The organism is Chelatococcus asaccharovorans (genome assembly GCF_003201475.1).
Classification (GTDB): domain Bacteria; phylum Pseudomonadota; class Alphaproteobacteria; order Rhizobiales; family Beijerinckiaceae; genus Chelatococcus; species Chelatococcus asaccharovorans.
Map to the genome: position 1 here is coordinate 340,971 of NZ_QJJK01000003.1, position 26,210 is coordinate 367,180.

27 protein-coding genes and 1 riboswitch are annotated in these 26,210 nt (G+C 65.6%); of the genes, 22 read left to right on the plus strand and 5 right to left on the minus strand.

The genetic code is table 11. The features are described 5' to 3' along the window. The first annotated feature begins 68 nt into the window (after positions 1 to 68). The 9 genes from tpiA to C7450_RS09095 all read left to right on the plus strand — a co-directional run bounded on the left by tpiA (position 69) and on the right by C7450_RS09095 (position 7,838). Positions 69 to 833 (plus strand): triose-phosphate isomerase, encoded by a 765-nt coding sequence (gene tpiA, locus C7450_RS09055; RefSeq protein WP_110374111.1) that lies wholly within the window; start codon positions 69 to 71, stop codon positions 831 to 833. Positions 834 to 1,032: 199 nt separating this feature from the next. Then, a complete protein-coding gene (secG, locus tag C7450_RS09060; RefSeq protein ID WP_110374112.1) occupies positions 1,033 to 1,455 on the plus strand; it encodes a preprotein translocase subunit SecG in 423 nt (140 codons plus the stop codon). A 188-nt stretch (positions 1,456 to 1,643) separates the two neighbouring features. Beyond that, on the plus strand, positions 1,644 to 3,272 hold the full coding sequence (locus C7450_RS09065) for a CTP synthase (protein ID WP_110374113.1): 1,629 nt from the start codon (positions 1,644 to 1,646) through the stop codon (positions 3,270 to 3,272). Continuing rightward, entirely contained in the window at positions 3,272 to 4,162 is an 891-nt protein-coding gene (locus C7450_RS09070; protein ID WP_110374114.1) for a VOC family protein, read from the plus strand. Before C7450_RS09065 ends, C7450_RS09070 begins: the two co-directional genes overlap by 1 nt. Before the next feature lie 35 nt (positions 4,163 to 4,197). Beyond that, positions 4,198 to 4,602, plus strand: coding sequence for a DUF350 domain-containing protein (locus tag C7450_RS09075; protein ID WP_110374115.1), 405 nt, complete (start codon positions 4,198 to 4,200; stop codon positions 4,600 to 4,602). Between the two features lie 261 nt (positions 4,603 to 4,863). Continuing rightward, positions 4,864 to 4,961: riboswitch (TPP riboswitch) on the plus strand. Further along, positions 4,952 to 6,106: a glycine oxidase ThiO gene (thiO, locus tag C7450_RS09080; RefSeq protein ID WP_110374116.1), complete on the plus strand. Its 1,155-nt coding sequence runs from the start codon at positions 4,952 to 4,954 to the stop codon at positions 6,104 to 6,106. Its footprint overlaps the riboswitch before it by 10 nt. Positions 6,107 to 6,207: 101 nt before the next feature. Further along, on the plus strand, positions 6,208 to 6,414 hold the full coding sequence (gene thiS / locus C7450_RS09085; RefSeq protein ID WP_110374295.1) for a sulfur carrier protein ThiS: 207 nt from the start codon (positions 6,208 to 6,210) through the stop codon (positions 6,412 to 6,414). Between the two features lie 3 nt (positions 6,415 to 6,417). Then, complete coding sequence (gene thiG, locus C7450_RS09090; protein WP_110374117.1) at positions 6,418 to 7,215, plus strand: thiazole synthase; 798 nt, start codon at positions 6,418 to 6,420, stop codon at positions 7,213 to 7,215. Beyond that, positions 7,215 to 7,838 (plus strand): thiamine phosphate synthase, encoded by a 624-nt coding sequence (locus C7450_RS09095; protein ID WP_110374118.1) that lies wholly within the window; start codon positions 7,215 to 7,217, stop codon positions 7,836 to 7,838. Before thiG ends, C7450_RS09095 begins: the two co-directional genes overlap by 1 nt. A 428-nt stretch (positions 7,839 to 8,266) precedes the next feature. Here C7450_RS09095 and queF read toward each other — a convergent pair whose 3' ends face one another. After that, positions 8,267 to 8,731 carry a preQ(1) synthase gene (gene queF, locus C7450_RS09100; RefSeq protein WP_110374119.1) on the minus strand — a complete coding sequence of 155 codons (465 nt, stop codon included), beginning with the start codon at positions 8,729 to 8,731 and terminating at the stop codon, positions 8,267 to 8,269. Between the two features lie 304 nt (positions 8,732 to 9,035). Here queF and eno point away from each other — a divergent pair, with 304 nt between their 5' ends. The 9 genes from eno (at position 9,036) to C7450_RS09145 (ending at position 17,628) form a co-directional block, all read left to right on the plus strand. Continuing rightward, entirely contained in the window at positions 9,036 to 10,325 is a 1,290-nt protein-coding gene (gene eno / locus C7450_RS09105; RefSeq protein ID WP_110374120.1) for a phosphopyruvate hydratase, read from the plus strand. A 151-nt stretch (positions 10,326 to 10,476) separates the two neighbouring features. Further along, on the plus strand, positions 10,477 to 10,851 hold the full coding sequence (locus tag C7450_RS09110) for an FtsB family cell division protein (protein WP_110374121.1): 375 nt from the start codon (positions 10,477 to 10,479) through the stop codon (positions 10,849 to 10,851). Positions 10,852 to 11,045: 194 nt separating this feature from the next. Then, a complete protein-coding gene (pdhA, locus tag C7450_RS09115; protein ID WP_245449551.1) occupies positions 11,046 to 12,119 on the plus strand; it encodes a pyruvate dehydrogenase (acetyl-transferring) E1 component subunit alpha in 1,074 nt (357 codons plus the stop codon). Positions 12,120 to 12,207: 88 nt separating this feature from the next. Beyond that, a complete protein-coding gene (locus C7450_RS09120) occupies positions 12,208 to 13,629 on the plus strand; it encodes a pyruvate dehydrogenase complex E1 component subunit beta (protein WP_110374123.1) in 1,422 nt (473 codons plus the stop codon). Positions 13,630 to 13,636: 7 nt separating this feature from the next. Continuing rightward, positions 13,637 to 13,876 carry a hypothetical protein gene (locus tag C7450_RS09125; RefSeq protein ID WP_110374124.1) on the plus strand — a complete coding sequence of 80 codons (240 nt, stop codon included), beginning with the start codon at positions 13,637 to 13,639 and terminating at the stop codon, positions 13,874 to 13,876. A 60-nt stretch (positions 13,877 to 13,936) separates the two neighbouring features. Continuing rightward, a complete protein-coding gene (locus C7450_RS09130; protein WP_110374125.1) occupies positions 13,937 to 15,346 on the plus strand; it encodes a pyruvate dehydrogenase complex dihydrolipoamide acetyltransferase in 1,410 nt (469 codons plus the stop codon). A gap of 187 nt (positions 15,347 to 15,533) precedes the next feature. After that, positions 15,534 to 16,973, plus strand: coding sequence for a dihydrolipoyl dehydrogenase (gene lpdA / locus C7450_RS09135; protein WP_110374126.1), 1,440 nt, complete (start codon positions 15,534 to 15,536; stop codon positions 16,971 to 16,973). Between the two features lie 25 nt (positions 16,974 to 16,998). Beyond that, positions 16,999 to 17,247: a hypothetical protein gene (locus tag C7450_RS09140; protein WP_110374127.1), complete on the plus strand. Its 249-nt coding sequence runs from the start codon at positions 16,999 to 17,001 to the stop codon at positions 17,245 to 17,247. A 126-nt stretch (positions 17,248 to 17,373) separates the two neighbouring features. Further along, the gene (locus C7450_RS09145) at positions 17,374 to 17,628 is read left to right on the plus strand and encodes a GlsB/YeaQ/YmgE family stress response membrane protein (protein WP_110374128.1); all 255 of its coding nucleotides are present in this window, start codon (positions 17,374 to 17,376) and stop codon (positions 17,626 to 17,628) included. Between the two features lie 10 nt (positions 17,629 to 17,638). On the opposite strand, the gene C7450_RS09150 is transcribed toward C7450_RS09145, so the two are convergent. Together C7450_RS09150 and C7450_RS09155 are read right to left on the minus strand one after the other, a co-directional pair. After that, positions 17,639 to 18,805: an acyltransferase family protein gene (locus C7450_RS09150; RefSeq protein ID WP_110374129.1), complete on the minus strand. Its 1,167-nt coding sequence runs from the start codon at positions 18,803 to 18,805 to the stop codon at positions 17,639 to 17,641. After that, positions 18,805 to 19,950: an acyltransferase family protein gene (locus C7450_RS09155; protein WP_170147155.1), complete on the minus strand. Its 1,146-nt coding sequence runs from the start codon at positions 19,948 to 19,950 to the stop codon at positions 18,805 to 18,807. The genes C7450_RS09150 and C7450_RS09155 overlap by 1 nt, the downstream gene beginning before the upstream one ends. Before the next feature lie 331 nt (positions 19,951 to 20,281). On the opposite strand from C7450_RS09155, the gene lipA reads away from it, so the two are divergent. Then, positions 20,282 to 21,277, plus strand: coding sequence for a lipoyl synthase (gene lipA / locus C7450_RS09160; protein ID WP_210206407.1), 996 nt, complete (start codon positions 20,282 to 20,284; stop codon positions 21,275 to 21,277). 121 nt (positions 21,278 to 21,398) lie between these two features. Next, positions 21,399 to 21,875: a type II toxin-antitoxin system RatA family toxin gene (locus tag C7450_RS09165; protein WP_110374131.1), complete on the plus strand. Its 477-nt coding sequence runs from the start codon at positions 21,399 to 21,401 to the stop codon at positions 21,873 to 21,875. Positions 21,876 to 21,907: 32 nt separating this feature from the next. Here the strand turns inward: C7450_RS09165 and C7450_RS09170 are convergent, their stop codons facing one another. Together C7450_RS09170 and C7450_RS09175 are read right to left on the minus strand one after the other, a co-directional pair. Beyond that, a complete protein-coding gene (locus C7450_RS09170; RefSeq protein ID WP_110374132.1) occupies positions 21,908 to 22,435 on the minus strand; it encodes a CinA family protein in 528 nt (175 codons plus the stop codon). A gap of 64 nt (positions 22,436 to 22,499) precedes the next feature. Next, positions 22,500 to 23,702 (minus strand): bifunctional 2-C-methyl-D-erythritol 4-phosphate cytidylyltransferase/2-C-methyl-D-erythritol 2,4-cyclodiphosphate synthase, encoded by a 1,203-nt coding sequence (locus C7450_RS09175; protein WP_110374133.1) that lies wholly within the window; start codon positions 23,700 to 23,702, stop codon positions 22,500 to 22,502. Between the two features lie 164 nt (positions 23,703 to 23,866). On the opposite strand from C7450_RS09175, the gene dusB reads away from it, so the two are divergent. Together dusB and C7450_RS09185 are read left to right on the plus strand one after the other, a co-directional pair. Then, the gene (dusB, locus tag C7450_RS09180; protein WP_110374297.1) at positions 23,867 to 24,904 is read left to right on the plus strand and encodes a tRNA dihydrouridine synthase DusB; all 1,038 of its coding nucleotides are present in this window, start codon (positions 23,867 to 23,869) and stop codon (positions 24,902 to 24,904) included. A gap of 166 nt (positions 24,905 to 25,070) precedes the next feature. Beyond that, a complete protein-coding gene (locus C7450_RS09185; protein ID WP_110374134.1) occupies positions 25,071 to 26,210 on the plus strand; it encodes a two-component system sensor histidine kinase NtrB in 1,140 nt (379 codons plus the stop codon).

Here is a 26,210-nt window from a genome sequence, read left to right on the forward strand (position 1 = left end):
TAGGCTATCCCGCCCGTACGGGTTAAGGAACGAATCGATCGAAACACCAACGACAAGGGTCATGCTTCATGGCGAGTGGTCATTTGCGTCATCTCGTGGCTGGAAACTGGAAGATGAATGGCCTGAAGGCTTCCACGGACGTGCTGGATGCGGTGATCAAGGGCCATGATGCCGTGCTGGCGGCACGAGCCGACCTGATGGTGTGTCCGCCGGCCACCCTGCTGGCGGCCTTCGCGGCGAGAGCCGGCGGCTCGACCGTCGCCGTTGGCGCCCAGGATTGCCACGCGGCGGCCGCCGGTGCGTTCACCGGCGATATCGCGGCCGAGATGATCGCCGATGCCGGCGGCAAGGCCGTGATCGTCGGCCATTCCGAGCGGCGCACCCTCCATGGCGAGAGCGACGCCGACGTCCGCGCCAAGGCGGAAGCGGCCTGGCGCGCGGGGCTTTTCCCCATCGTCTGCGTCGGAGAAACGCGCGCGGAGCGCGATGCGGGGCATGCGCTCGCTATCGTCGCACGCCAGATCGCGGGCTCGCTCCCGGACAGCCTGCCCGGTGATCTGGTCGTGGCCTATGAGCCTGTCTGGGCGATCGGCACGGGGCTTACACCGACCGTGGCCGATGTGGCCGAAATGCATGGGGCCATTCGCCGCCAGCTCGTCGAACGCTACGGCGGGGCAGGGCAAGCCGTGCGCCTGCTCTACGGCGGCTCGGTCAAGCCCTCCAATGCCGCCGAACTCATGGCCATCGCTGATGTGAACGGCGCGCTTGTCGGTGGCGCGAGCCTCGTGGCCGACGACTTCCTGGCGATCGCCAAGGCTTGCGGCACCTCCTGAGGGACCGATTGCGGCCATCGAGCCGCCCTTGATCTTGCGTCGCACCACCACGATCTGCCATTCCGGCAGGGAAGCTCTGCATGGGACGCGGGCAATTCTCCCGCGCTATGGTCTTTCCTCGCGGACCGGGACTGTGTTAGAGCGGCACAAATGAATCGAGCCTGGCCGGTCGTGCCCGCGCCGGGCGTTGGATGTTGACATGCAAACCGTAATTATCGTCATCCACCTCATTGTTGTCATCGCGCTTGTCGGTGTGGTGCTCCTGCAGCGCTCCGAAGGCGGCGGCCTTGGCATGGGCGGCGGCGGTGTTTCCGGATTCATGACAGGCCGCGGGCAGACCAACGCGCTGACCCGCACGACAGCCATCCTCGCCACCATTTTCTTCCTGACGAGCCTCGGGCTGTCGGTCCTGGCGGGCATTCAGCGCGGTCAGCGTTCCATTTTCGATTCCATGCCGGGGGGCGCGCCTGGCGCCGTTCCGGGTGCGCCTGTCGCACCGGGCGCCGGCGGTGGCGTTCTCGACCAGCTTCGCCAGATCCAGGGCAGCCAGCCCACGGCGCCAGCGCCGCCTGCGCCTGCGCCCGCCGCGCCGTCGACGCCTCAGGTGCCCGGTTCGCAGTGAGCCGGTTACGAAGGCGCCGCAGCGCTTTCTCTGATCACCCGTGACCGGCTGGGCCTGAATAAAGGCCCGGCACGATGCGCCGAATGCGCATGCGCAATGCTGGATTGCGTGGGTCGCCCATATTTTCGCCTGGATTGGTCCTATGACCACTCCCCGAATCGATCGCGATAGAGTAAATGAGGATTCCCATGGCGCGGTACGTTTTCATCACCGGCGGCGTGGTCTCCTCCCTGGGCAAGGGCCTCGCATCAGCCGCTCTCGGAGCTCTTCTGCAGGCACGCGGCTACAGCGTGCGCCTTCGGAAGCTTGACCCCTATCTCAATGTCGATCCCGGCACGATGAGCCCTTACCAGCATGGTGAGGTCTTCGTGACCGACGATGGCGCCGAGACCGACCTCGATCTCGGCCACTACGAGCGATTCACGGGACGGCCCTGCACCCGTGACGACAACGTCACCACAGGCCGCATCTATCTCGATATTCTGACGAAGGAACGCCGCGGCGACTATCTCGGCGCGACCGTCCAGGTCATCCCGCATGTCACCAACGCCATCAAGGAATTCGTCCTGACCGGCAACGAGGACAGCGATTTCGTCCTGGTCGAGATCGGCGGCACGGTCGGCGATATCGAAAGCCTGCCTTTCCTCGAGGCCATCCGCCAGCTCGGCCAGGAACTGGACCGCGGGCAGGCCGTGTTCATCCATCTCACGCTCCTGCCCTATATTCCCTCGGCGGGCGAACTGAAGACCAAGCCGACCCAGCATTCGGTCGCCGAACTTCGCTCCATCGGCATTCAGCCCGACATCCTGCTCTGCCGCACCGACCGTCCGATCCCCGAGGACGAGCGGCGCAAGCTGTCGCTGTTCTGCAACGTCCGGGAGACCGCGGTCATCGAGGCGCGCGACGTCGCGACGATCTATGACGTGCCGGTCGCCTATCACGCCGAGGGGCTTGACGACGAGGTTCTCGCAGCCTTTGGCATGCCTGGCGCGCCCGCCCCGAACATCGATCGCTGGCAGGACATTTCCCACCGCATCAAGACCCCCGAGGGCGAGGTCACCATCGCCATCGTCGGCAAATATACGGGGTTGAAGGACGCCTATAAGTCGCTGATCGAGGCGCTGACCCACGGCGGCATCGCCAATCGCGTCAAGGTCAATCTCGACTGGATCGAGAGCGAGATCTTCGAGCGTGAGGACCCAGCGCCCTTCCTCGAGCATGTGCATGGCATCCTGGTGCCGGGCGGCTTCGGCCAGCGCGGCGCCGAGGGCAAGATCAGGGCGGCAGGCTTCGCGCGGGAGCGCAAGGTACCCTATTTCGGCATCTGCTTCGGCATGCAGATGGCCGTCATCGAGGCCACACGGTCGCTCGCCGGCATTGCGGCGGCCAATTCCACGGAATTCGGGGCAACGACGGAGCCCGTGGTCGGCCTCCTGACGGAATGGCTGAAGGGCAACGAGCTGGAGAAGCGCCGTGCCGATGGCGATCTCGGCGGCACGATGCGTCTCGGCGCCTTCCCGGCCTCCCTCTCGGCCGGCAGCAAGGTGGCCGACATCTATGGCATGACCAAGATTTCCGAGCGGCACCGCCATCGCTACGAGGTCAATATGGGCTATCGGCAGCGGCTCGAGGAACGCGGCATGCGCTTCAGCGGTGTCTCGCCGGACGGACTTCTGCCGGAGATCGTCGAGCTCGTGGACCATCCCTGGTTCATCGGCGTGCAGTTCCATCCCGAGCTGAAGTCGCGGCCCTTCGAGCCGCATCCCCTGTTCCAGAGCTTCGTGGCCGCGGCCGTCGAACAGAGCCGGCTCGTCTGATGGTCGGCCAGCCCCGCGGGATCGACCATCTCGTCGTCACTGTTCGCGATCTCGACGCCGCAGGGGCCTTCTACGAATCCCTCGGTTTCACGGTCGGTGCGCGCAATCGCCATCCCTGGGGAACCGCGAACCGTATCGTGCAGTTCGATGGGTCCTTCATCGAGCTCATCACGGTCGGCGAGGGCGCTGCCATCGCCCCGCATGGCGAACGGACATTCAGCTTCGGCGCCTTCGTCCGTGACAGCCTGGCGCGCGGCGAGGGCTTGACCATGCTGGTGCTCGAAAGCCGCGACGCCCCCGGCGATGCGCTTGATTTCGCCGCCTCAGGCATCGGTGATTTCGAGACTTTCTTTTTTGAACGGCATGCGCGCCGCCCCGATGGGGCTGAGACGACGGTCGCCTTCACGCTCGCCTTCGCGCGCGACGACCGTGCCCCGCAGTGCGGCTTCTTCGTCTGCCAGCAGCATTTCCCGGAGAATTTCTGGAATCCCGCATTCCAGCGCCATGCCAACGGGGCAAGGGGCGTCGCTGCGGCTGTCATGACCGCGGACAATCCGACCGATCATCACATCTTCCTGTCGGCCTTCACCGGGCAGCGCGACCTGCACGCGACATCGCTCGGCGTGAGCGCGGAATTGCCGCGCGGCCGGCTCGACATTCTCTCGACCGATGCGTTCCGCAGCCTCTATGGCGCAGCGGGCGCGGTGGAAGAGGAAGTCTTCGTCGCCTATGGGATCGCGGTTGACGACCTTGCCGTCGTCGCCGAACGATTGGCCAGGGCCGGAATCGCCGCGCGCATGATCGGCCCTCGGCTGGTCGTTGCCGCCGAGGATGCCTACGGCGTCACGATCGCATTCGAGACCGCGGCGCGCGGTGGCGGAAAGACATAGCGCCTGGACAACAGAGCGCCAAAGCGGGGGCAAGGATGGACGGTATCCTTCTGGTCAATTTCATCGACTTTCTCGTCGATTTCGTCATATCGGTCATCCTCGTTGCGCTCTATCTCGCCGTTTATACCTTCGCGACGACCCACAACGAGTTCGAGCTCATCCGCCGCAACGTCATCTCCGCGGCACTGTCGCTGGGGCTCAGCCTCATCGGTTTCGCGTTGCCGCTGTCGAGCGCGATCGTCAATACGACGACCGTTCTGGCGCTGGTGCTATGGGGTATCATCGCGCTCGTCGTGCAGATCATCGTGTATTGGCTCGTGCGCATTCTCGTTCCGAATTTGACGGGACGCATTGCGCAGGGCGAGATCGCCGCAGCATGCCTGCTCGGCGCGGCCTCGCTCTCGGCCGGCATCATCAACGCGGCCTGCATGACCTTCTAGTGGGTTGAACGGTGTTCTAGGACCAATCGACATTCGAGAATTGCCAAGAGATACCAACGTCATCACCGGGCTTGTCCCGGTGATCCCGACCGGAAAGGCGCCTCGGTTAATCGGGATGGCCGGGACAAGCCCGGCCATGACAGCTGAAAGCGCTGAATGTTGATCGGTCCAAATGGGTTGAACGGCGTTCTAGCGGGATAAATGACGTTCAGACGCGATACATGAGGGTTGCGGTTGACACCGGGACGCTCCATTTTAGGAAGACATGGCTTGGGGTGCCTCGCGTTCCGCGGGGCTGAGATCATACCCATCGAACCTGTCTGGGTCATGCCAGCGTAGGGAGCCTCGAATGGTTCAAGATAATCGCGCAGGTCAGGGCAGGGTTGCCGTGATCGGCGCCGGCGTGATCGGCCTGTCGATCGCCTGGCGCCTCGCCCAGCGCGGCCTCACCGTCACGGTTTTCGACAAGGGGGAAGCCGGCCAGGGGGCGAGCCACGCCGCCGCCGGCATGCTGGCCGCCTGCGCGGAAATCGAGCCGTCCGAAGAGCGGCTGCTGACCCTCAACAGGGCAAGCCAGGCGCTCTGGCCCGACTTCGCCGCCGAGCTCGAGGCGGCAAGCGGCGAGCCCATTGAGCTGCGCACCGAGGGCACCTTGATGGTGGCGCTCACGGCCGACGACGCGGCGAAGCTGCGCAACCATGCGGATCTGCAGGCGCGGCTCGGCCTGCCCGTGTCGTGGCTGACCGGTCGCGACATCAGGCGGCTCGAGCCGGCGCTGGCCCCCGGCGTCGCGGGTGGCGTGTCCTCGCCGGAGGATCATCAGGTCGACAACCGAAAGCTCGCCAAGGCGTTGCGGATCGCGGCCCTGCGGGCCGGTGTCACGTTGTCCGAGAATACGCCGGTCGAAGGCCTTTCCATCAGGGACGGCCGCATCGAGGGCGTTCTTACCGCAGGCGGCCTCTGTGAGGCGGACAGCGTGGTGCTGGCGGCCGGCCCCTGGTCCCGCGGCATTCCCGGCCTTCCGGCTGAAGCGCGCCCGGCCGTTCGGCCGATCAAGGGCCAGATGCTCTCCCTCGCCATGGATCCGGCGGCGCCACTATTGCGGCATGTGGTATGGGCGCCTGGCGTCTATCTCGTGCCACGCCTGGACGGCCGCCTCATCATCGGCGCGACCGTCGAGGAAAAGGGCTTCGATACCGCAATGACCGCCGGCGGCCTGCTCTCGCTGCTGCATGCGGCGTGGCGCGCACTCCCCGGCATCGAGGAATTGCCGGTCCTCGAAACCTGGGTCGGCCATCGTCCCGGCAGCCGCGATGACGCACCGATCTTCGGTGCCGGCCCGGTCGAGGGGCTCGTCTATGCCACGGGACACCATCGCAACGGCATCCTGCTGACGCCGATCACGGCTGATCTCATCAGCGATTTCGTCGTGAGCGGCCGGCTCGATCCCTTGGCCGCACCCTTTGGCTTCGGACGCTTCGCGCGTCCCGCGGCGGCGGCCTGATCATGGGCGCGTTGATTGGGCGCGGACCGGATCCCGCTCGCCGGGATGATCGTCATGGAGTGTGCGGAGGGCACGAGAGGCTGCCCCCTGGAGTGGAAATGATGTCTGAACTCATCCGCGTGAACGGCGAGGAAGCGGCCCTCGCGGTCGCAACCGTCGCGGAACTCGTGGCGTCCCGCCTTGCGCCCGATGCGCGCGGCGTCGCGGTGGCGCTGAACGGTGCCGTCCTGCCCAGGGCCAAGTGGCCGGAGACGCGCCTTGCCGCAGGTGACCGCGTGGAAATCGTCCGCGCCCGGCAGGGAGGCTGAGCCATGCATACCGTCTACACACCTCCGACCTCCGATGATCCCCTGGTCATCGCCGGTCGCGCCTTCACCTCGCGCCTCTTCCTCGGCACGGCCGGCTATCCCAACCAGCAGGCCATGCTGGATGCGGTGGCCGCGAGCGGAACCCAGTTCGTGACCGCCTCCTTGCGGCGTATCAGCCTCGACGGCTATGAGGAAAGCCTCATCGACGTGCTTGGGGACCGTGTCGGGTTCCTTCCCAATACGGCGGGTTGCCAGACGGCGCGCGATGCGATCCTCACCGCGGAGCTCGGGCGCGAGGCACTCGAGACTCATTGGGTGAAACTGGAGATCATCGGCGACCGCGAGCTGCAATATCCCGATGTCGAGGAGCTCCTGATCGCGACCGCCGAGCTCACGGCCAAGGGCTTCATCGTGCTGCCCTATTGCACCGAGGATCCGGTCGCCTGCCGCAAGCTCGCGGATGCGGGTGCGGCGGCGGTGATGCCGCTCGGTTCGCCGATCGGCTCGGGTCTCGGCATTTCCAACCCCCATCTCATCGAGCTCGTCTGCAGCCGCAGCCCGGTACCGGTGGTGCTCGACGCCGGCATCGGCACGGCCTCGGATGCCGCTTTCGCCATGGAGCTCGGCTGTGCGGCGGTGCTGCTCAACACCGCCGTATCGCGCGCCGACGATCCCGTGCGCATGGCTCGCGCCATGCGCTACGCGGTGGAGGCCGGGCGGCTCGCCCATCTCGCCGGGCGGATTCCACGCCGCCGCTATGCCGAACCGTCGAGCCCGCAACTCGGCCTCGTCGAGAGCTGATGCTCCCGCAGCCCCCCCTGCTGGTCGTCAGCGATCGCCGACAGGCCGTGCGGCCACTGCCGGAGATCGCTGCGGAAATCTTCGCCGGCGGATGTCGGTGGTTCAGCTTGCGCGAGAAAGACTTATCGAGAGATGCTCAGATAGCACTTTTGCTTGAGATCAAGGCGTCGGCTCACACGTTCGGCGCTGTGGTGAGCGTCCACGGGGACCTGGCGGTGGCCGAGGCGGCCGGTGTCGGCGTGCACCTTGCCGCGGCCGGAGATGCGCAGGCCGCGCGTGACCGGCTCGGGCCGGATGTGCTCGTCGGGCAATCGGTGCACAATCCAGCCGAGGCGGCAGCAGCGCCGGCCGCCGCGCTGGACTATGTCGTCGCGGGGCCTGCCTTCCCAACGGCCAGCAAACCGGGCTACGGACCCGCACTCGGTCCCGAGGGTCTCGCAGCGATCGTGGCGGCGACCACGCTGCCTGTCATCGCCATCGGCGGCATCGACGCCGCCGCGATCCCCTCCTGCCGCCGCGCGGGTGTCGCCGGTGTCGCCGTCATGGGCGGCGTGATGCGGGCCGAGGATCCCGCAACTGAGGTGCGTGAGCTCCTCCGCGCTTGGAACAGCGCGACGCCATAGCTGGGCCCCTCGGGCGAGCATTCTCAACCTTCACGCCAAGCGATCCCCACACGCCAAGCGATCCCCACACGCCGAGTGATTCCCACACTCCAAGTGATTCCCGGGCTGCTATGCAGCCCGCCGGGGATTGACACCAGGACAGCCCCCGCGCCGATCCCTCCCCTTCAGGGGAGGGTGGCCTCGCGTGAGCGAGGTCGGGTGGGGGACACGAGGCAAGAGGCGCTGCCCCGTGGCCAGTACGTGTTCCTGCCTTTCGGTCGGGTCAGCGTCAGGTGGGCCCCACCCGGCGCCTGCGGCGCCACCCTCCCCTGAAGGGGAGGGATCGGCGCGGCGCGTCTCCCGCGTGTCTTCTCCGGCCTCGCGTAGCGACGGGAAGGGGATCCCGACGGTCAACCTGCACAGACTGGGAGGAAGACCATGCCTCGCGCCTACCCGCGCGCGCGATAGGGCGGCACGCCCTGGTCGGGCAGGAACAGGCCCTCGGGTGGCGCGCCGGTCTGCCAGAACACGTCGATCGGAATGCCGCCGCGCGGATACCAATAGCCGCCGATGCGAAGCCATTGCGGTTCGAGAAGACTGGCGAGCCGAAGGCCGATCGAGACGGTGCAGTCCTCATGGAACGCCCCGTGATTGCGGAAGGCGTGCAGATAGAGCTTCAGGGATTTCGATTCGACGAGCCATTCACCCGGCGCATAGTCAATGACGAGTATGCCGAAATCCGGCTGGCCGGTGACCGGGCACAGCGAGGTGAATTCCGGGCAGGTGAAGCGCGCGACATAGCGTGTACCGATCTGCGGATTGGGCACCCGGTCGAGGTCCGCCTCGTCGGGCGAGGCGGGCAGGGCGCTGGGCCTGCCCAGTTGCAGGTTCCGGGATTTGAGGTCTCTTGTCATCGCGGTGTCATCCTTTTACGCCGAGTTCTGTGGCTGATCCGGCCTCCGGGCACAAGCATGGCGGACCTAAGCCCGGGAGGATCGATCCGCTGTTCGGCTCTTTGCCCTCCGGGGACGACTTGGCCGCCCGGGACGACTTGGTCGTCCGGACCACTTGACCGCCCGGGACGACTTGGCCGTCCGGACGACTTGGCCGCCCGGAGCAGTTGGCGTAAAAGCCGGACGGTGTTTCCAAGGCGGCTGCCCGCGCCGTGGGCGGCCCGTTGTCAATTGTACAGCCCGCTGGTGGCTGGGAGGATGCTTCATGACATCGATCGTCGATATCGTCGCCCGTGAAATACTCGACAGTCGCGGCAATCCCACCGTCGAGGTCGATGTCGCGCTGGAAGACGGCTCCTTCGGCCGCGCCGCCGTCCCCTCGGGTGCCTCCACGGGCGCCCATGAGGCGGTGGAGCTGCGCGACGGCGATAAGTCGCGCTATCTCGGCAAGGGTGTGCTCAAGGCGGTCGATGCCGTCAACACCGAGGTCTTCGAGGCCATCGGCGGCCTCGACGCCCAGGACCAGACTTTGATCGACGAGGCGCTGATCGCCCTCGACGGGACCCCCAACAAGTCGCGAATCGGGGCCAATGCGATCCTCGGCGTTTCGCTTGCGGTCGCGAAAGCCGCGGCGCAGGCGAGCGGGCTGCCGTTGTATCGCTATGTCGGCGGCGTCCAGGCGCGCGTCCTGCCCGTGCCGATGATGAACATCGTCAATGGCGGCGTCCATGCCGACAACCCCATCGACTTCCAGGAGTTCATGGTGATGCCCGTCGGCGCGCCGAGCTTCTCCGAGGCGCTGCGCACCGGTGCGGAGATCTTCCACACCTTGAAGAAGGCCTTGAAAGACGCCGGGCACAACACCAATGTCGGGGACGAGGGGGGCTTCGCGCCGAACCTCCCCTCGGCCGAGGCCGCCCTCGATTTCGTCATGCAGGCCATCCGCACCGCCGGCTTCGAGCCCGGCCGCGACGTGGTGCTGGCGCTCGATTGCGCCGCGACCGAATTCTTCAAGGACGGCTCTTATGTCTATTCCGGCGAAGGCAAGACCCGCTCGCCGGAGGAGCAGGTGGCCTATCTCGCCAAGCTCGTGGGCGATTACCCCATTGCCTCCATCGAGGACGGCATGTCCGAGGATGACTGGGACGGCTGGAAGGCCCTGACCGACGCCGTCGGCGCAAAGACGCAGCTCGTCGGCGACGACCTCTTCGTCACCAACGTCACGCGCCTCGAGGAGGGCATCAACCGCGGCATCGGCAATGCCATTCTGGTGAAGGTGAACCAGATCGGCTCGCTCACCGAGACGCTCGCCGCGGTCGATCTCGCCCAGCGCAACAGCTATCGGGCTGTCATGTCGCATCGCTCGGGCGAGACCGAAGACTCGACGATTGCCGATCTCGCCGTCGCGACGAACTGCGGCCAGATCAAGACCGGCTCGCTCGCCCGTTCGGACCGCACGGCGAAATATAACCAGCTCCTGCGAATCGAGCAGGAACTCGACAGCGAGGCCCGCTACGCCGGCCGTGCCGCACTCGCCGCGCTGGCGCGGGGCTGAGCCCGAAGCACAGCTTCGCACTTGCGACATTCGCATTTGCAATATTCGCAGTTGCAACAATGGCCGGGCAAGTCCCGGCCATTTTTATTTAACATCCCCCGAAACCAAGCCTCCTAACTGCTTTTTAACCACGACCGCTCAAGATGATCGCATGGTTGTTCGCAAACGTCGCCGCGCTGTCCTCATCCCCCTCGTGCTCTATGCGATATCGAGTGCGGTCGTGGGCTATTTCGTCTTTCACGCGCATCACGGTGCGCGGGGCCTTGAGGCCAAGCGCGAGCTCAAGCGCGAGATGTTTGCCCTCAACGATGAGTTGGCAACGCTGAAGGCCGAGCGCGCGTCCTGGGAAAAGCGTGCCTCGATGCTGCGCTCCGACACGATCGACTACGACGTTCTCGACGGTCAGGTCCGTCAGACGCTTGGATTTGTGCATAAGAACGAAGTCGTTATACTTCTTAACGCTGACGGGGACGGTGCCTCCAAGTCCTTCGCATCGCCTGTCACGCGTGGGTCGCCATCCCCTTAACTGAAATCCGGTTAAGTTCAAAAAGACGCGCGTTTTCAGGCTGTTAGTTGCAGTTGTATCTAATATTTATGCGGTTTGGGGCTCGCCAATAGCGCGGGGGTACGTTACATATTCTCCCAAGAACTCGCTTCGGGAGGATGCAGATGTCCCTAGCTGCTCGAAAATCTTCGCGCTCGGACGCCAAGATTGACTCCGTGACCTCAGAGGCCGCCGGCTCCCGCCGCGGCAGCCGCGCCGGCAAGGCGCCGGCGAAGAAGACAGCCGCCGCCGCGCGCAATTCCGCCAGGGCAGGCTCCGCATCTCCAGCCGATTTCACCAAGGACCAGGACCTCGCCGCCTTCCGCGAGATGCTCCTTATCCGCCGCTTCGAGGAAAAGGCCGGCCAGATGTATGGCATGGGCCTGATCGGCGGCTTCTGCCATCTCTACATCGGCCAGGAGGCCGTCGTCGTCGGCATGCAGGCCGCCGCGAAGGAGGGCGACCAGGTCATTACCGGCTATCGCGACCATGGCCACATGCTGGCCGCCGGTATGGATGCCAAAGGCGTCATGGCCGAGCTCACGGGCCGCCGCGGAGGCTACTCCAAGGGCAAGGGCGGCTCGATGCACATGTTCTCCAAGGAGAAGAACTTCTACGGCGGCCATGGCATCGTCGGCGCGCAGGTATCGCTCGGCACCGGGCTCGCCTTCGCCAACCGCTATCGTGGCGAAAAGCGCGTCAGCATGACCTATTTCGGCGATGGCGCAGCCAACCAGGGCCAGGTCTACGAGAGCTTCAACATGGCGGAGCTGTGGAAGCTCCCCGTGGTCTATGTCATCGAGAACAACCGCTACGCGATGGGCACCTCGGTGGTGCGCTCCTCCGCCCAGACGGATTTCTCCAAGCGCGGCTCGTCGTTCAACATCCCGGGCGAGCAGGTGGACGGCATGGACGTCCGCGCGGTCAAGGCAGCCGGCGAACGCGCCCTGGAATGGGCACGGTCCGGCAATGGCCCGTATATCCTGGAAATGCAGACCTACCGCTATCGCGGCCACTCCATGTCCGACCCGGCCAAATATCGGTCGAAGGACGAGGTCCAGCGGATGCGCGAAGAGCATGATCCGATCGAGCAGGTCCGTCGCCGCCTCCTGACGGACTGGAACGTGCCGGAAGACGAACTGAAGGCCATCGACGCGCGGGTGCGCGAGATCGTCAACGAGGCAGCGGACTTCGCGACCCATGATCCCGAGCCCGATCCGTCCGAGCTGTGGGCGGACGTGCTGAAGTAATCCGTCGGCGATCCCGTCCCGGCCCCGGCGCATCGTGCCGGCAGGCCGCCCTCGAAGCGCCCTCAGACCGTTCGCGAAAGTCCATCCCATGCCCATCGATGTATTGATGCCCGCCCTCTCCCCGACCATGGAAAGCGGCAAGCTCTCAAAATGGCTCAAGAAGGAAGGTGACAGCGTCCGCTCCGGCGACGTGCTCGCCGAGATCGAGACCGACAAGGCCACCATGGAGGTGGAAGCCGTCGACGAAGGCACGCTCGCCAAGATCCTCATTCCCGAGGGAAGCGAGGATGTGGCCGTGAACACGCCGATCGCGGTGATTGCCGCCGAAGGCGAGGACGTCTCGGCCGCGGCGTCTGCAAAACCGGTCGAGGCGCCGAAGCCGTCATCCAACGAATCGACCAGCGAAGCCGCCGCGCGTGAGATGAAGGCCCCCGAGGCGCCGAAGCCCGCGTCACCGGCGCCCTCCGCGGTCTCGGTGCCGCCGCAGCCGAAGGCGCAGCCCGACCCGGAAGTGCCGGAAGGCACCGAATTCGTGCAGATGACGGTGCGCGAGGCGCTGCGCGACGCGATGGCCGAGGAGATGCGCCGTGACGAGGCCGTCTTCGTCATGGGTGAGGAAGTCGCGGAATACCAGGGCGCCTATAAGGTCACCCAGGGGCTGCTGCAGGAATTCGGCGCAAGGCGCGTGGTCGACACGCCGATCACCGAGCACGGCTTTACCGGTCTCGGCGTCGGCGCCGCCTTCACCGGGCTCAAGCCGATCGTCGAGTTCATGACCTTCAACTTCGCCATGCAGGCGATCGACCAGATCATCAACTCGTCGGCGAAGACGCTTTATATGTCGGGCGGCCAGCTTGGCTGCTCCATCGTCTTCCGCGGTCCGAACGGCGCCGCCGCCCGCGTCGCGGCCCAGCACAGCCAGGACTATGCCTCCTGGTACAGCCATATTCCGGGCCTCACCGTCATCGCGCCCTATAGCGCGGCCGACGCCAAGGGCCTCCTCAAGGCTGCGATCCGCAACCCGAACCCGGTCATTTTCCTCGAGAACGAGATTCTCTACGGCCACACCTTCCCGGTGCCGAAACTCGACGATTACGTCCTGCCGATCGGCAAGGCGCGCATCGTCCGGGACGGCGCTGACGTCACCATCGTCTCCTGGTCGGTCGGGATGACCTATGCCTTGAAGGCGGCCGAGGAACTGGCCAGCGAAGGCATCGATGCCGAGGTGATCGACCTCCGGACGATCCGGCCGATGGACACGGAGACCATCGTCGCTTCCGTGAAGAAGACGGGTCGCCTGGTCACCGTCGAGGAGGGCTGGCAGCAGTCGGGCGTCGGCGCCGAGATTGCGGCGCGCGTCATGACGGAGGCCTTCGACTATCTCGACGCGCCGGTGGCGCGGGTATCGGCCAAGGACGTGCCGATGCCCTATGCCGCCAACCTTGAAAAGCTCGCGCTGCCGTCCGTCGCCGAGGTGATCGAGGCGGTCAAGGCTGTCACCTATCGGTGAGGACGACGTGAAGAAGACCGATCTACCCGATCTCGTCATAGAAGCTCTGCGCCATTTGGGTGGCCAAGACGAGATTGTCCCTATCGCTCGGTATATTTGGGAACGCTACGAAGCTCAGCTCAAGGCGTCGGGAGATCTCTACTACACGTGGCAATACGACATTCGATGGGCTGCGCAGAAGCTCCAAGATTCGGGAACGCTGCTCAAAACTCGTCGTGGTGCCCGTTCCATCTGGAAACTTACTTGAGGCCGCGCTGAGGCGCATGACCGCAGACAGGCCGGCCGACCGGTTTTTGAGGAAACGACCATGCCCGCCAATATCCTGATGCCAGCATTGTCGCCCACGATGGAGAAGGGCAACCTCGCCAAGTGGCTGAAAAAGGAAGGCGACAAGGTCTCGTCCGGCGACGTGCTCGCCGAGATCGAGACCGATAAAGCAACGATGGAGGTCGAGGCGGTCGACGAGGGCATCCTCGCCAAGATCGTCGTTCCCGAAGGCACCGCGGACGTGCCGGTGAACGAGCTCATCGCGGTGATCGCCAGCGACGGCGAAGACCCCAAGGCCGTCGCCGCCAGCGCAGGCACGGGTGGTGCAGCGGCTGCGCCCGCGAAGAGCGAGGCGCCCAAAGCCGAGCCGCCGAAGAAGACCGAGCCGCCCCAGGACGCCCCGGCCTCGGCTCCGGCCGAAGCCAAGGCATCCCCCGCGCCGCAGCCGGTCGCGCAACCGCAACCGGCGGGCAAGCCCGCAGCCGGCGAGGGTGGTCGGGTGTTCGCTTCGCCGCTCGCCAGGCGCCTTGCCCGCGAAGGCGGCCTCGACATCGCCGCGATCCAGGGCTCCGGCCCGCATGGCCGTATCGTCGAGCGTGACGTCAAGGCGGCGCTCGTCGGAGGAACGGCCAAGGCCGCGCCGGCCCAGCCGGCGGCAGCGCAGGCGGCCGCGCCTGCTCCCGCGCCCGAGGCGGCGCTCGCCACCGGCCCCAGCGACGAGGCGGTGAAGAAACTGTTCGAGCCGGGCAGCTACGAGGAAGTGCCGCATGACCAGATGCGCAAGATCATCGCGCGCCGGCTGGTCGAATCCAAGCAGACCGTCCCGCATTTCTACCTGACGGTCGATTGCGAGCTCGACGCGCTGCTGGCGCTGCGTGAGCAGATCAACAAGGCCGCCCCGACGGACAAGGACGGCAAGCCCGCCTACAAGATCTCGGTGAACGACTTCGTCATCAAGGCGCTGGCACTGGCGCTGATGCGCGTGCCGGAGGCCAATGTCGCCTGGACGGAGAGCGTCATGCTCAAGTTCAAGCAGGCCGACGTCGGCGTCGCGGTCTCGATCCCGGGCGGGCTGATCACGCCGGTCGTGCGCAAGGCCGAAACCAAGTCCTTGTCCACCATCTCCAACGAGATGAAGGACTATGCGGCGCGGGCGCGGACGCGCAAGCTGAAGCCCGAGGAATATCAGGGCGGTTCGACCGCCGTGTCCAATCTCGGCATGTTCGGCATCAAGGACTTCGCCGCCGTGATCAATCCGCCCCATGCCACCATCCTGGCGGTCGGGGCCGGCGAGAAGCGCGTCGTCGTCAAGAACGACGCCCCGGCCATTGCCACCATCATGTCGGTGACCTTGTCGACCGACCACCGCGCCGTCGATGGCGCGCTCGGCGCCGAACTCATCTCGGCCTTCAAGCAGCTCATCGAGAACCCGATGGGCATGCTGGTGTGAGGCCCGCGGCGCCACGCCCGCGCTTGCAGCGCGGAGGCGCCGTGCGCTTGACATCGGCGCGGGACGCGGCCCTCCACTGAGACTTGGGGCCGTTTCTCGCTCAAAGACCTCTCCCGAGTGGAGAGAGCATGGAGTTTCACTACGCTCGCCCCGCATCCGGATGGAGCGGGGGCATCTGGAGGCGTGAATGGCCGATCAATACGACATCATCGTCATCGGTGGCGGTCCCGGCGGGTATGTGGCCGCGATCCGCGCCGCCCAGCTTGGCTTCAAGACGGCCGTCGTGGAGCGCGAGCATCTCGGCGGCATCTGCCTGAACTGGGGCTGCATCCCGACCAAGGCCTTGCTGCGCTCGGCGGAGATCTACCACTACGCCACCCATGCCAAGGACTACGGCCTCGTGCTCGAAGGCACGATCCGGCCCGATCCGGCCGCCGTCGTGAAGCGTTCACGCGGGGTATCGACCCAGTTGAACAATGGCGTCGCGTTCCTCATGAAGAAGAACAAGATCGACGTCATCTGGGGTCAGGCAACCGTCACGAAGCCCGGCGAAATCGTCGTCAAGGATGCGGCCAAGCCGCGTGACGGAACCGCCGCAGCGCCCAAGGGCACCAAGGGCGCCGGCACCTATGCGGCCAAGCACATCATCGTCGCGACCGGTGCGCGCCCGCGCGTCCTGCCCGGGCTCGAGCCGGACGGCAAACTGGTCTGGACCTATTTCGAGGCCATGGTGCCGGAGACCATGCCGAAGTCGCTGCTGGTCGTCGGCTCCGGCGCCATCGGCATCGAATTCGCGTCCTTCTACCGCACGCTCGGCGCGGAGGTGACGGTCGTCGAGGTGCTGCCGCAGATCCTGCCGGTGGAAGACGCCGAGATCGCCGCACTGGCGCGCAAGCGCTTCGAGAAGCAGGGCATCAAGGTGATGACCGGCGCCAAGGTGACCAAGCTCGACAAGAAGGCGGACAGCGTCACCGCGACGATCGACGACGGCAAGGGCGGCACCCAGAGCCTCACCGTCGATCGCGTCATTTCGGCGGTGGGCGTGGTCGGCAATGTCGAGAATCTCGGCCTGGAGGCGCTTGGCGTCACCCTCGACCGCGGGACGATCAAGACCGACGGTTTCGGCAAGACGTCTGTCGCGGGCATCTATGCGATCGGCGACGTCGCCGGCCCGCCGATGCTGGCCCACAAGGCCGAGCATGAGGGCGTCATCTGTGTCGAGGCCATCAAGGGCCTTCACCCGCATGCCATGGACAAGCTGATGATCCCCGGCTGCACCTATTGTCACCCGCAGATCGCCTCGGTCGGCCTGACGGAAGCCAAGGCCAAGGAGGCGGGCTACGACATCCGCGTCGGCCGCTTCCCCTTCATCGGCAACGGCAAGGCGATTGCGCTCGGGGAGCCGGACGGCCTCGTCAAGACCATCTTCGACAGGAAGACCGGCAAGCTCCTCGGCGCGCATATGGTGGGCGCCGAGGTGACGGAGCTGATCCAGGGCTTCGTCATCGCCATGAACCTGGAAACGACCGAGGAAGAGCTGATCAACGCCGTCTTCCCGCATCCGACCCTGTCCGAGATGATGCATGAAAGCGTCATGGACGCCTACGGACGCGTGATCCACACGTGATCGGCGTGGCACGCAGGCCCGGCGCGTGAGCGGCTGGCTGCCCGTCGTCACCGTGCTGCTCGCCGTTGTCGGCACGGGCCTTGTCTACGGCCGGGCGGCGTCGTGGCCGTGGAGGCTTGCTCAGTCGCTCGTCGGGGCGGTGATCGGCATCGGCGTCGTCATGCTGGCCCTGGAGGCCCCGCTCGGGCCCTGGCTCAGCCCGGTCATGGCGCTCGCCCTTTCGGCGGTCGTCGTTGGCCTCTCGTTCTATCTCAAGGCACGCGGCCCGAAGTAGCGCGCCAGATGCAGCCCACCGGCATTGTCCACCCCTGATTTCCTGGCTTGAGCGGAACCGTTTGCGTCCGGTCGCGTTTCATTGGCAACGTGTGCGGAACACATGTCAAAGCAAGGGGCAGGACATATGCAGGGTGTTGGCATCATCGGGGCGATCATCGTCGGTATCCTGGCCGGATATATCGCCGAAAAGGTCATGAGCCGAAGCCATGGGCTTCTGACCAATCTTATCGTGGGCCTGATCGGCGCCTTCATCGGCCCCTTCATTCTCAACGTGCTCAATCTCATGCCGACGAGTGCCGGGTTCTGGCCGAGCCTGGTGGTCTCGACCGTCGGCGCCGTTGTCTTGCTCTTTATTCTGGGGCTCTTCCAGAAGCGGTGAGGCTGCCCGCCTATTTCGTCGCCGGCAGATCACGGCCGGCGACCCCGTTGGCGAGGTCCGCGGGAGATGTTCTGCGCGACCATTCGCGCAGCGGTCGCTCGATCAGGCGATAGGAGAGGGCGGCGGCGATCACGCTTCCGCCGAGATAGGCCGCGAGCAGGCCGTGGGCGGCGAGCGCCTGCACAAAGGCGGATTGCCCGCTCGCCTCCATCCCCGCGCTGAGCGGCCGGTAGAGCACCCAGCCGACGCATTTCGCCGCGATGAGATGCCAGAGATAGATGCCGTAGGACAAAGCGCCGAGCTTCACCAGAGCCGGGCTCTGAAGGGCGCGTGAGATGATCCCGCCCTGATGGGCGAAGACGATGACCATCGCGGGAAACAGCGCGACGATCCCGAACACGGCCGGCGTCGTATTGTCGATCAGGGCAAGCCCCGCCAGCAGCAGGGCGACGAGCCCGATTTCGACGAGGCTCATCAGCCCGGCGGACCGCCAGAGCCGGGCCCGGCGTGTGACCTCGAACAGCCGCCAGGCCAGGACGCCGGCGAAGAAGCCGAAGAGCCCGCGGCCGATGCCAAGCCCCGTGACGGAGAGGAAGGTGTCGCGCCCGGGATCCGCAGGGCTTGAAAAGACGATCGCCAGGCCAAGACAGCCGAGCGCCCCATAGAGAGCGACGCGCAGGCGATCATGGCTGCCGGTGACGAGCACCACGCTGGCGAAGACGAGATAGCTCCAGATTTCCGCGGAGATGCTCCAGCTCGGCCAGTTGAAGATGTCGATGGCGGTTGTCCCGAAGGCATGGAGCAGGGCGGCCATGCGCAGGAAATCACCGAGTGTCGCATCCGCCTGGTGACCGCTGCCGTTCGCGCCCGCCCGCTGCATCGCCAGAACCATGAGGCCGAAGACGGCAAGCGTGGTGATATGCAGGGGATAGAGGCGCCAGAAGCGTCGCCACGCAAAGCGCGTCACCTCGCGCGGTCCCGACAACCGGCTCTCGTAGTTCATCGCGATGACGAAGCCGGACAAGACCAGGAAGAAGTCCACCGCCAGGTAGAACGACTGCACGAAGGCCGTCTCGCTGCCCAGGAAGGGCACCGGCGCATGCAGGAGGGCGACCGCCAGGGCGAAGATGCCGCGCCAACTGTCGAGCGCGGCAATCTGTGCGGCCTCGCCGCGCATCACGAGGTCTGCCCTTCGGGGATGGGGTCAAGCTGCGGCACGCTGCGGGATGCGCCCCGGGGCTTCAGGGCGAGCGCCGGCTTCTCGATGAGGAGCCACGAGGCCAGGGTCACCATGAGGACCACGGGCAGGACCGCGACGATCAGGAGCCAGGGACTTGAGGGCCGCAGGAACTGGAAGACGGCCTGCTCGAGGGGAAAGCCATAGAGATAGATGCCGTAGGAGAAATCGGCGCCGGCGAGCAACGTCAGCGGCCCCTTCGTCAGCCCGGCCCCCCCTGTCAATTCCGCTCCCATGAAAGAAAGAGGGCCGTTCAGCCAGGTTGTCGGCAGGAACGCGAGCCAAAGCGCGCCGTAGCATTCCGCAAGGATCATGACCGGCAGCCCGAATAGCGTTTTGGCGAGGGCGAGCGACAGCAGGATGCCGCCGATAACGAAGCGGCCGTCCAGCGGCATCCGGCTGCGATAGCGCCAGGCTCCAACGCCCAGCGCGAAACACATGCCGAGCCGCGCGAAGGAATGAACCGAGTCCGGCAGGACGATCCGGGAGGGCAGGCTCATCAGGACAAAACCCAGCGCGCAGGCTCCAAGCACGACCGCCGGGCGGCGCTTCAACAGGCCAGCGCCGCCAAGGGCGAGGAGGGCGTAGCAGGCAATCTCGTATTTGATGGTCCAGATGGTGATCATGGCCTCGTGGGCCGGCAGGCCGTCGAACACGCCGGGCAAGGTCGCATGGCCGTTGAAGCGGGGGACAATCTCGAGGAGGAAAAGCCAGGTGCGGCTGTCGCGCAGATAGGCCCCGAGCGGCAGGGCCGTGACGAGCGGCCCGATGATGAAGGCCGTGAAAAGCGTCGCCGCGACAAGGCCCGGCAGAAGCCGCAGGGCGCGCGCCTTCGCATAGGCCGCGGTACCCCTGCGCTCCAGGCTTTGTACGACGAGAAAGCCGGACAGCGCGAAAAACAGGTTCACGGCATGCTGTCCGAGATCGAGGCCGGTCTCGTCAAGGAGCGGTTCGCTCACGCCACCGCCGCGGAAGACGAAAAAGGCATGGCTGACGAGCACACAGCCGGCAAGGACGTGCCGTAACGACAGGAAATTGTCCCGGCCCCGGGCCAGGCCGTCAGAAACCGTCGCAATAGGGGACATCCATTCCCGTCCTTGGGACATAGTGAGCTCATCCTTCAATGCTCGCGCAGGATACATGCCAACGACAGGATATAGACCAACTATGAGCCGAACCTTCCTTGTGACGGACGGCCAAGCTCTATATGTAGGAGCGACCGGTGTGCTAGTGGTTCGACTCCGACATTTGCATCCGCCTGACACGGGCCTTTGAGCAAATGTCGGAGTCAAGAGAACCACTAGCAAGTTATTGGTTCTAGTGGAGCTTTTGAATTTGACATTTGATCTGGAGCTCGATGTCGGGCGGGACTCAAATGTCAAATTCGCTCCACTAGCGACGCAGAGCGAGGCCCTTATGGCGGTTGTATTGGATCTCATCAACGGCAAGGATCGCCGCGCCAAGCTCGGCGCGTCGGGCGACGTCGAGGCCAAGCGCCACCCGGAGAAGGCTCATCGGCCGGACCAGCCGGTCCTGCGCAAGCCGGAGTGGATTCGCGTCAAGGCCCCCGGCTCGCCGAAATGGGCCGAGACCAACCGCATCGTCCGGGACAACAAACTCGTCACGGTCTGCGAGGAAGCCGGCTGCCCCAATATCGGCGAATGCTGGGAGAAGAAGCACGCCACCTTCATGATCATGGGCGACACCTGCACGCGGGCCTGCGCCTTCTGCAACGTGAAGACCGGCCTGCCTCAGGCGCTCGATCCCACCGAGCCGGAGAGTGTCGCGACGGCCGTCGCAAAGCTCGGCCTCCAGCATGTCGTCATCACGTCCGTGGACCGCGACGACCTGGCCGATGGCGGCGCTGCGCATTTCGCGGCCGTCATCCGTGCGATCCGCGCGCGCTCGCCCAAGACGACCATCGAGATCCTGACGCCGGACTTCCTGCGCAAGAAGGGGGCGCTCGAGGTTGTGGTCGCGGCGCGACCGGACGTCTTCAACCATAATCTCGAGACGGTGCCGTCAAAATATCTCAAGGTCCGGCCCGGGGCGCGGTACTTCCACTCCATCCGCCTGTTGCAGCAGGTCAAGGAGCTCGATCCGTCCATCTTCACGAAATCCGGCATCATGGTCGGCCTCGGCGAGGAGCGGAACGAGGTTCTGCAGCTCATGGACGATCTGCGCTCGGCCGAGGTCGATTTCATCACCATCGGCCAGTACCTGCAGCCCACGAAAAAGCACCATCCCATCCTCCGCTTCGTGACGCCGGATGAGTTCAAGGCCTATGAGACGACAGCCTATGCCAAGGGCTTCCTCATGGTATCGTCGAGCCCGCTGACGCGTTCCTCCCATCATGCCGGCGAGGATTTCGAACGGCTGAAGGCTGCGCGGAGCCTCAAGCTTGGCTTGTAACGCTCTGACTGGAACGGCATTGCCGGCGCGTTCGTGCCAGGCTGCGCGCGCGGCTTGCGGCGACGGCCATCGCGGCAACGGTCATCGCGGCAACGGTCCTGCCTCGTCATAAGTTTGCGCCATGCCCTCATTCCGTGACAGTCGTACGGTTCCGCAGTCGCCAGAGGCTATGTTCGCCCTGGTGGCGGATGTGGAGCGGTACCCCGAGTTTCTGCCACTCTGCGAGAGCCTGAAGATTCGCCGGCGCGCCCAGAGCGGGGAGGGGGTGGAAACCCTCGTCGCCGATATGGGTGTCGGCTACAAATCGATCCGCGAGAATTTCACGAGCCGCGTGACCCTGGATCGCCCACGCCTGAAGATCCTCGTGGAATATGTCGACGGCCCGTTCCGCTATCTCGAGAATCGCTGGACCTTCCGCCCCATCGAGGGGGGCGGATGTACGGTCGATTTCTACATCACGTACGAGTTCAAGAGTTTCGCGCTGAAACTCCTGATGGGCGCCCTGTTCGACAAGGCCTTCGCGCGTTTCGCCGACGCCTTCGTCGCCCGCGCTGCGAGCATCTATGGCAAGGGCGGGCCGCTGACTGCACCCGTATAAGGTCGGTTCGCCCGCTGCGGCGTGACGGTCGCTCAGGCCACCAGCGGCTGCCGGGCGATCTCCGTGAGAAGATCGAGGGCCTGCTCGACCGACCGGCGCCGAATGACGCCGCGTCCGATATCTCCGAAGCGCTGCTCCACATGGAGCGTTGCGAAGCCGCGCCGCGCGGCTGCGAAATGCACCAGACCGACGGGCTTGGCCTCGCTGCCCCCGCCCGGCCCGGCAACGCCGGTGATGGCCACGGCGACGTCGGCCAGCGAATGGGCGAGCGCCCCCTCGGCCATGGCGCGGGCCACCGGCTCGCTCACGGCACCGTGCGCGGCCAGCAATGCCTCGCGAACGCCAATGGCACTGCGCTTGGCATCGTTGGAATAGGTGACGAACCCGCCCTCGACGGTCTCCGAGGATCCCGGCGCCTCCGTCAGCACGGCCGCGACGAGGCCGCCCGTGCAGGACTCGGCGGTGACGATGCGCAGACCGAGCCCGCGGCACAGATCAAGCACGGCTTTGGCCTGCAGGACCAGGTCCCGGTCGATGCGCGTGAACTCGATATCGGTCATGCCCCTGTGCTCCCTGCCTGCGCTTCTCAGACGATAACCCGTTTCAACCCGACCGGATCCGGCGTCATGCGCCCTCCGGTATCCGGACGCTGGCCACCGCCTGCGCCGCGATGCCTTCGCGCCGCCCTGTGAAGCCGAGTTGCTCGGAGGTGGTCGCCTTCACCGAAACGCACGAGATCGGCACGTCGACGATCGCGGCGATGCGGGCGCGCATGGCGGCGCGATGCGGGCCGATCTTCGGCGCCTCGCAGATGATCGTGAGGTCGAGATGATCGAGCCGGCCGCCCCGTGCGCGCAGAAGCCGCATCGCATGGGCCAGGAACTGGTCCGACGCGGCCCCCCGCCATTGCGGATCGCTTGGCGGGAAATGGCTGCCGATATCGCCCTCCGCCAGCGCCCCCAGGATGGCATCGGTCAGCGCGTGCAAGGCCACGTCGCCGTCCGAATGGGCGACGACGCCCTGGTCATGCGGCAGGCGCAGGCCGCCGATCCAGATATGGTCGCCCGGGCCGAAGGCATGCACATCGTAGCCGATGCCCGCGCGCGCGATGAGCTGAACCGAAGGCGCAAGGCGGCGTTCGGCCTCCGCGATATCCTCGCCGCTGGTGATTTTCATGTTCCCGGCCTCGCCGTCGAAGATATGCACCACATGGCCTGCCCATTCGGCGAGCGTGCCGTCGTCGGTGAAGCCCGTCAAACCCGCGGCGACCGCACGACGGTGGGCAGTGAGCAGCGGCATGAAGGCGAAGACCTGGGGCGTCTGCACGCGCCGCAGCACATCGCGGTCCGGCGTCTCGCAGATGCGCCCGGTGTCGTCGACGCGCTTGATGGTATCGGCGATCCTGACGCCCGGCACGGCCGCCGCATGCGCGATTCCCGCGGCCACCGCCCGTCCGACCAGTTCCCGTGAGACGAAGGGGCGGGCCGCGTCATGCACCAGCACGAAACGCGGCGTATCCTGCGCCGCGTCGGCGAGCCACTCGAGCCCCGCCATCACCGAGAGCTGGCGCGTTGCGCCGCCATGGACGGGAGGCGCAAGCCGCTCGACCACAGGGGCGGGCAGGGCCGCGACAACCTCACGGAAATGCAGGCTGTCGTCGGGGTGGATCACGACGACGATGCGCTCGATATCGGCCTGGGCGGCCATCGCGACCAGTGTGTGGCCCAGAACGGTCCGCCCGGCGATCATGCGATATTGCTTCGCAATCTCGCCGCCCAATCGCGTACCGCGCCCCGCTGCCACGATGATCGCTACAACTTTCGACATGCGTACCCTGTCCGCTTTGAGTGACTGGGCCTGATAGGCCGCGGATCCGTCACATACAATGCTCTTGTGACGGATCCGCGCATCCCTTTCGTGGTCGCTCACGAACCCTTTATTCCTGCAATAAGGGCGGGACAAAGACTTTTGTTTAATTTATAAGCATGGCCATGAATGATGCGGAAATGGGCACCATCGCTGAAACACCCCAATGGCGCCCGGATCTTGCGATGGGCGCTGTGCTCGCGCCCATGTCAGGTATCACGGATGTCGCGTTCCGGCGGATCGCCCATCGATTCGGCGCGTCGCTGGTCGTATCGGAAATGGTGGCGAGCCAGGAGCTCGTTGACGGATCGCAGGAGGCCGTCCTGCGCGCGGAAGGCACGGGCATAACCCCGCATGTCGTCCAACTGGCTGGCTGCGACGCCCGCTGGATGGGTGAAGCGGCGCGCGTGGCCGAGGCGTCCGGCGCCGCCATGATCGACATCAATATGGGATGTCCCGCCAAACGCGTGATTGGCGGATGGGCTGGATCAGCCCTGATGCGCGATCTCGATCACGCCACGTCACTGATCGAGGCCGTGGTGAGTGCCGTGGCTGTTCCGGTGTCGGTGAAGATGCGCCTCGGCTGGGACGAGACAAGCGTGAACGCCGACGCGCTCGCCCGCCGGGCCGAGGCAGCGGGCGCCGTCCTCATCACCGTCCACGGCCGCACACGGCAGCAGTTCTACAAAGGCACGGCCAGCTGGGCGGCCGTGCGGCGGGTGCGGGATGCCACAGCGCTGCCGCTTGTCGTCAATGGCGACATGGCCGATGCCACAGATGCCCGCAAGGCCCTCGACCAGTCCGGCGCCGATGCGGTGATGATCGGCCGTGCGGCCCTGGGACAGCCGTGGCTGGTGGGCCAGGTGGCGGCGGAACTGCGCTCCGGGCAAGCCGCCCCGGCGCCATCGCCGCCTGAGAAAACAGATGCAATCACAGAGCATTATACGACTCTTCTCACCATTTACGGAAAGAGGGTCGGGTTGCGGCATGCCCGCAAGCATCTGGCTGCCTATTGCGCTGACGCTGAACGGCACGGCAGCGCCGCTGCTGCTCAATGTCGCGCCGAACTCGTGACCAGCGAGGATCCCGATCGCGTCCTGGCTCTCATCCAGAGGCTCTATGATGGAAGCACGGACAGCCCCCTCCAGAAAGAAGCGGCCTGACGCTATCGATCCGCCTTCGCATGAAGCCTGTCCCTTGCGCACGCATCGCATGATCGGGTCGGACACGAGACTGGCGCCACGCACAGGACTTTGGACACGTACAAGACCTTAGACACGACAAGACCTGAACACCACAAGACTTGAACCCGACACGATCTGGACACGCATGCGCGAGACGAAGATCCCAAGTGCTTCCGCGGGCAGCGCACCTGGTTTCGACCAGGGGCTCATTCTCAACGCGCTCCCTGTCCCGATCCTGGTGGTGGGGCAGGGCGATGCCATCCTCCACGCCAATAGCGCCGCTGAGGCCTTCTTCGAGGCGAGCCTCCCCGTTCTCAGGCGGCAGAGGCTGGTCGACGTGCTGCCCTTCGGCTCACCGGTGCTGGCGCTGGCGGAGGAGGCGCGTCGCCGCAATGCGAGCGTGAGCGAATATCGCATCGAGATCGGTACCCCTCGCATAGGACATGAGCGGATTGTCGATATTTTCGCCGTCCCGCTCGGTGACGAGAACAGATCCGTGGCATTGATGCTGCAAGAACGGACAATTGCTGAAAAAATGGACAGGCAATTGACGCACCGTGGCGCAGCCCGCTCGATTACGGCACTCGGCGCGATGCTTGCCCATGAGATCAAGAATCCCCTCTCCGGGATCAGGGGCGCGGCGCAGCTTCTCGAAGGCTCGGCCAGCGACGAGGATCGCCTGCTGACCCAGCTCATCTGCGATGAGACCGATCGAATCGTAAAGATCGTCGAGAGGATGGAGCTTTTTGGTGACGAGCGGCCCGTGGAGCGGGGGCCGGTCAATATCCATGGCATCTTCGACCATGTGAAGCGTCTGGCGCAGTCGGGCTTCGCCCGGCATATCCGCTTCGTCGAGGACTACGACCCCTCGCTGCCGCCCCTGCTCGGCAACCGCGACCAGCTCGTCCAAGTGTTCCTCAATCTCATCAAGAACGCCGCCGAAGCCATCGGCCGCGACGCGCTCGACGGGGAAATCACCCTGTCGACGGCGTTCCGGCCAGGCATGCGGTTGCAATTGCCAGGCTCGGGCCAGCGCGTCAGCCTGCCCCTTGAAATCTGCGTTCGCGACAATGGGCCCGGCGTTCCTCCGGATCTCGTGCCCAACCTGTTCGACCCCTTCGTCACCACCAAGGCGTCCGGCAGTGGCCTTGGTCTTGCTTTGGTGGCGAAGATCATCGGTGACCATGGTGGCGTCGTGGAATGCGACGCAGGTGTGCACCGGACGACGTTTCGGGTGTTGATGCCCATGTATCTGGCCCGCGATGGGCGTGGCTCGGAGGAATGA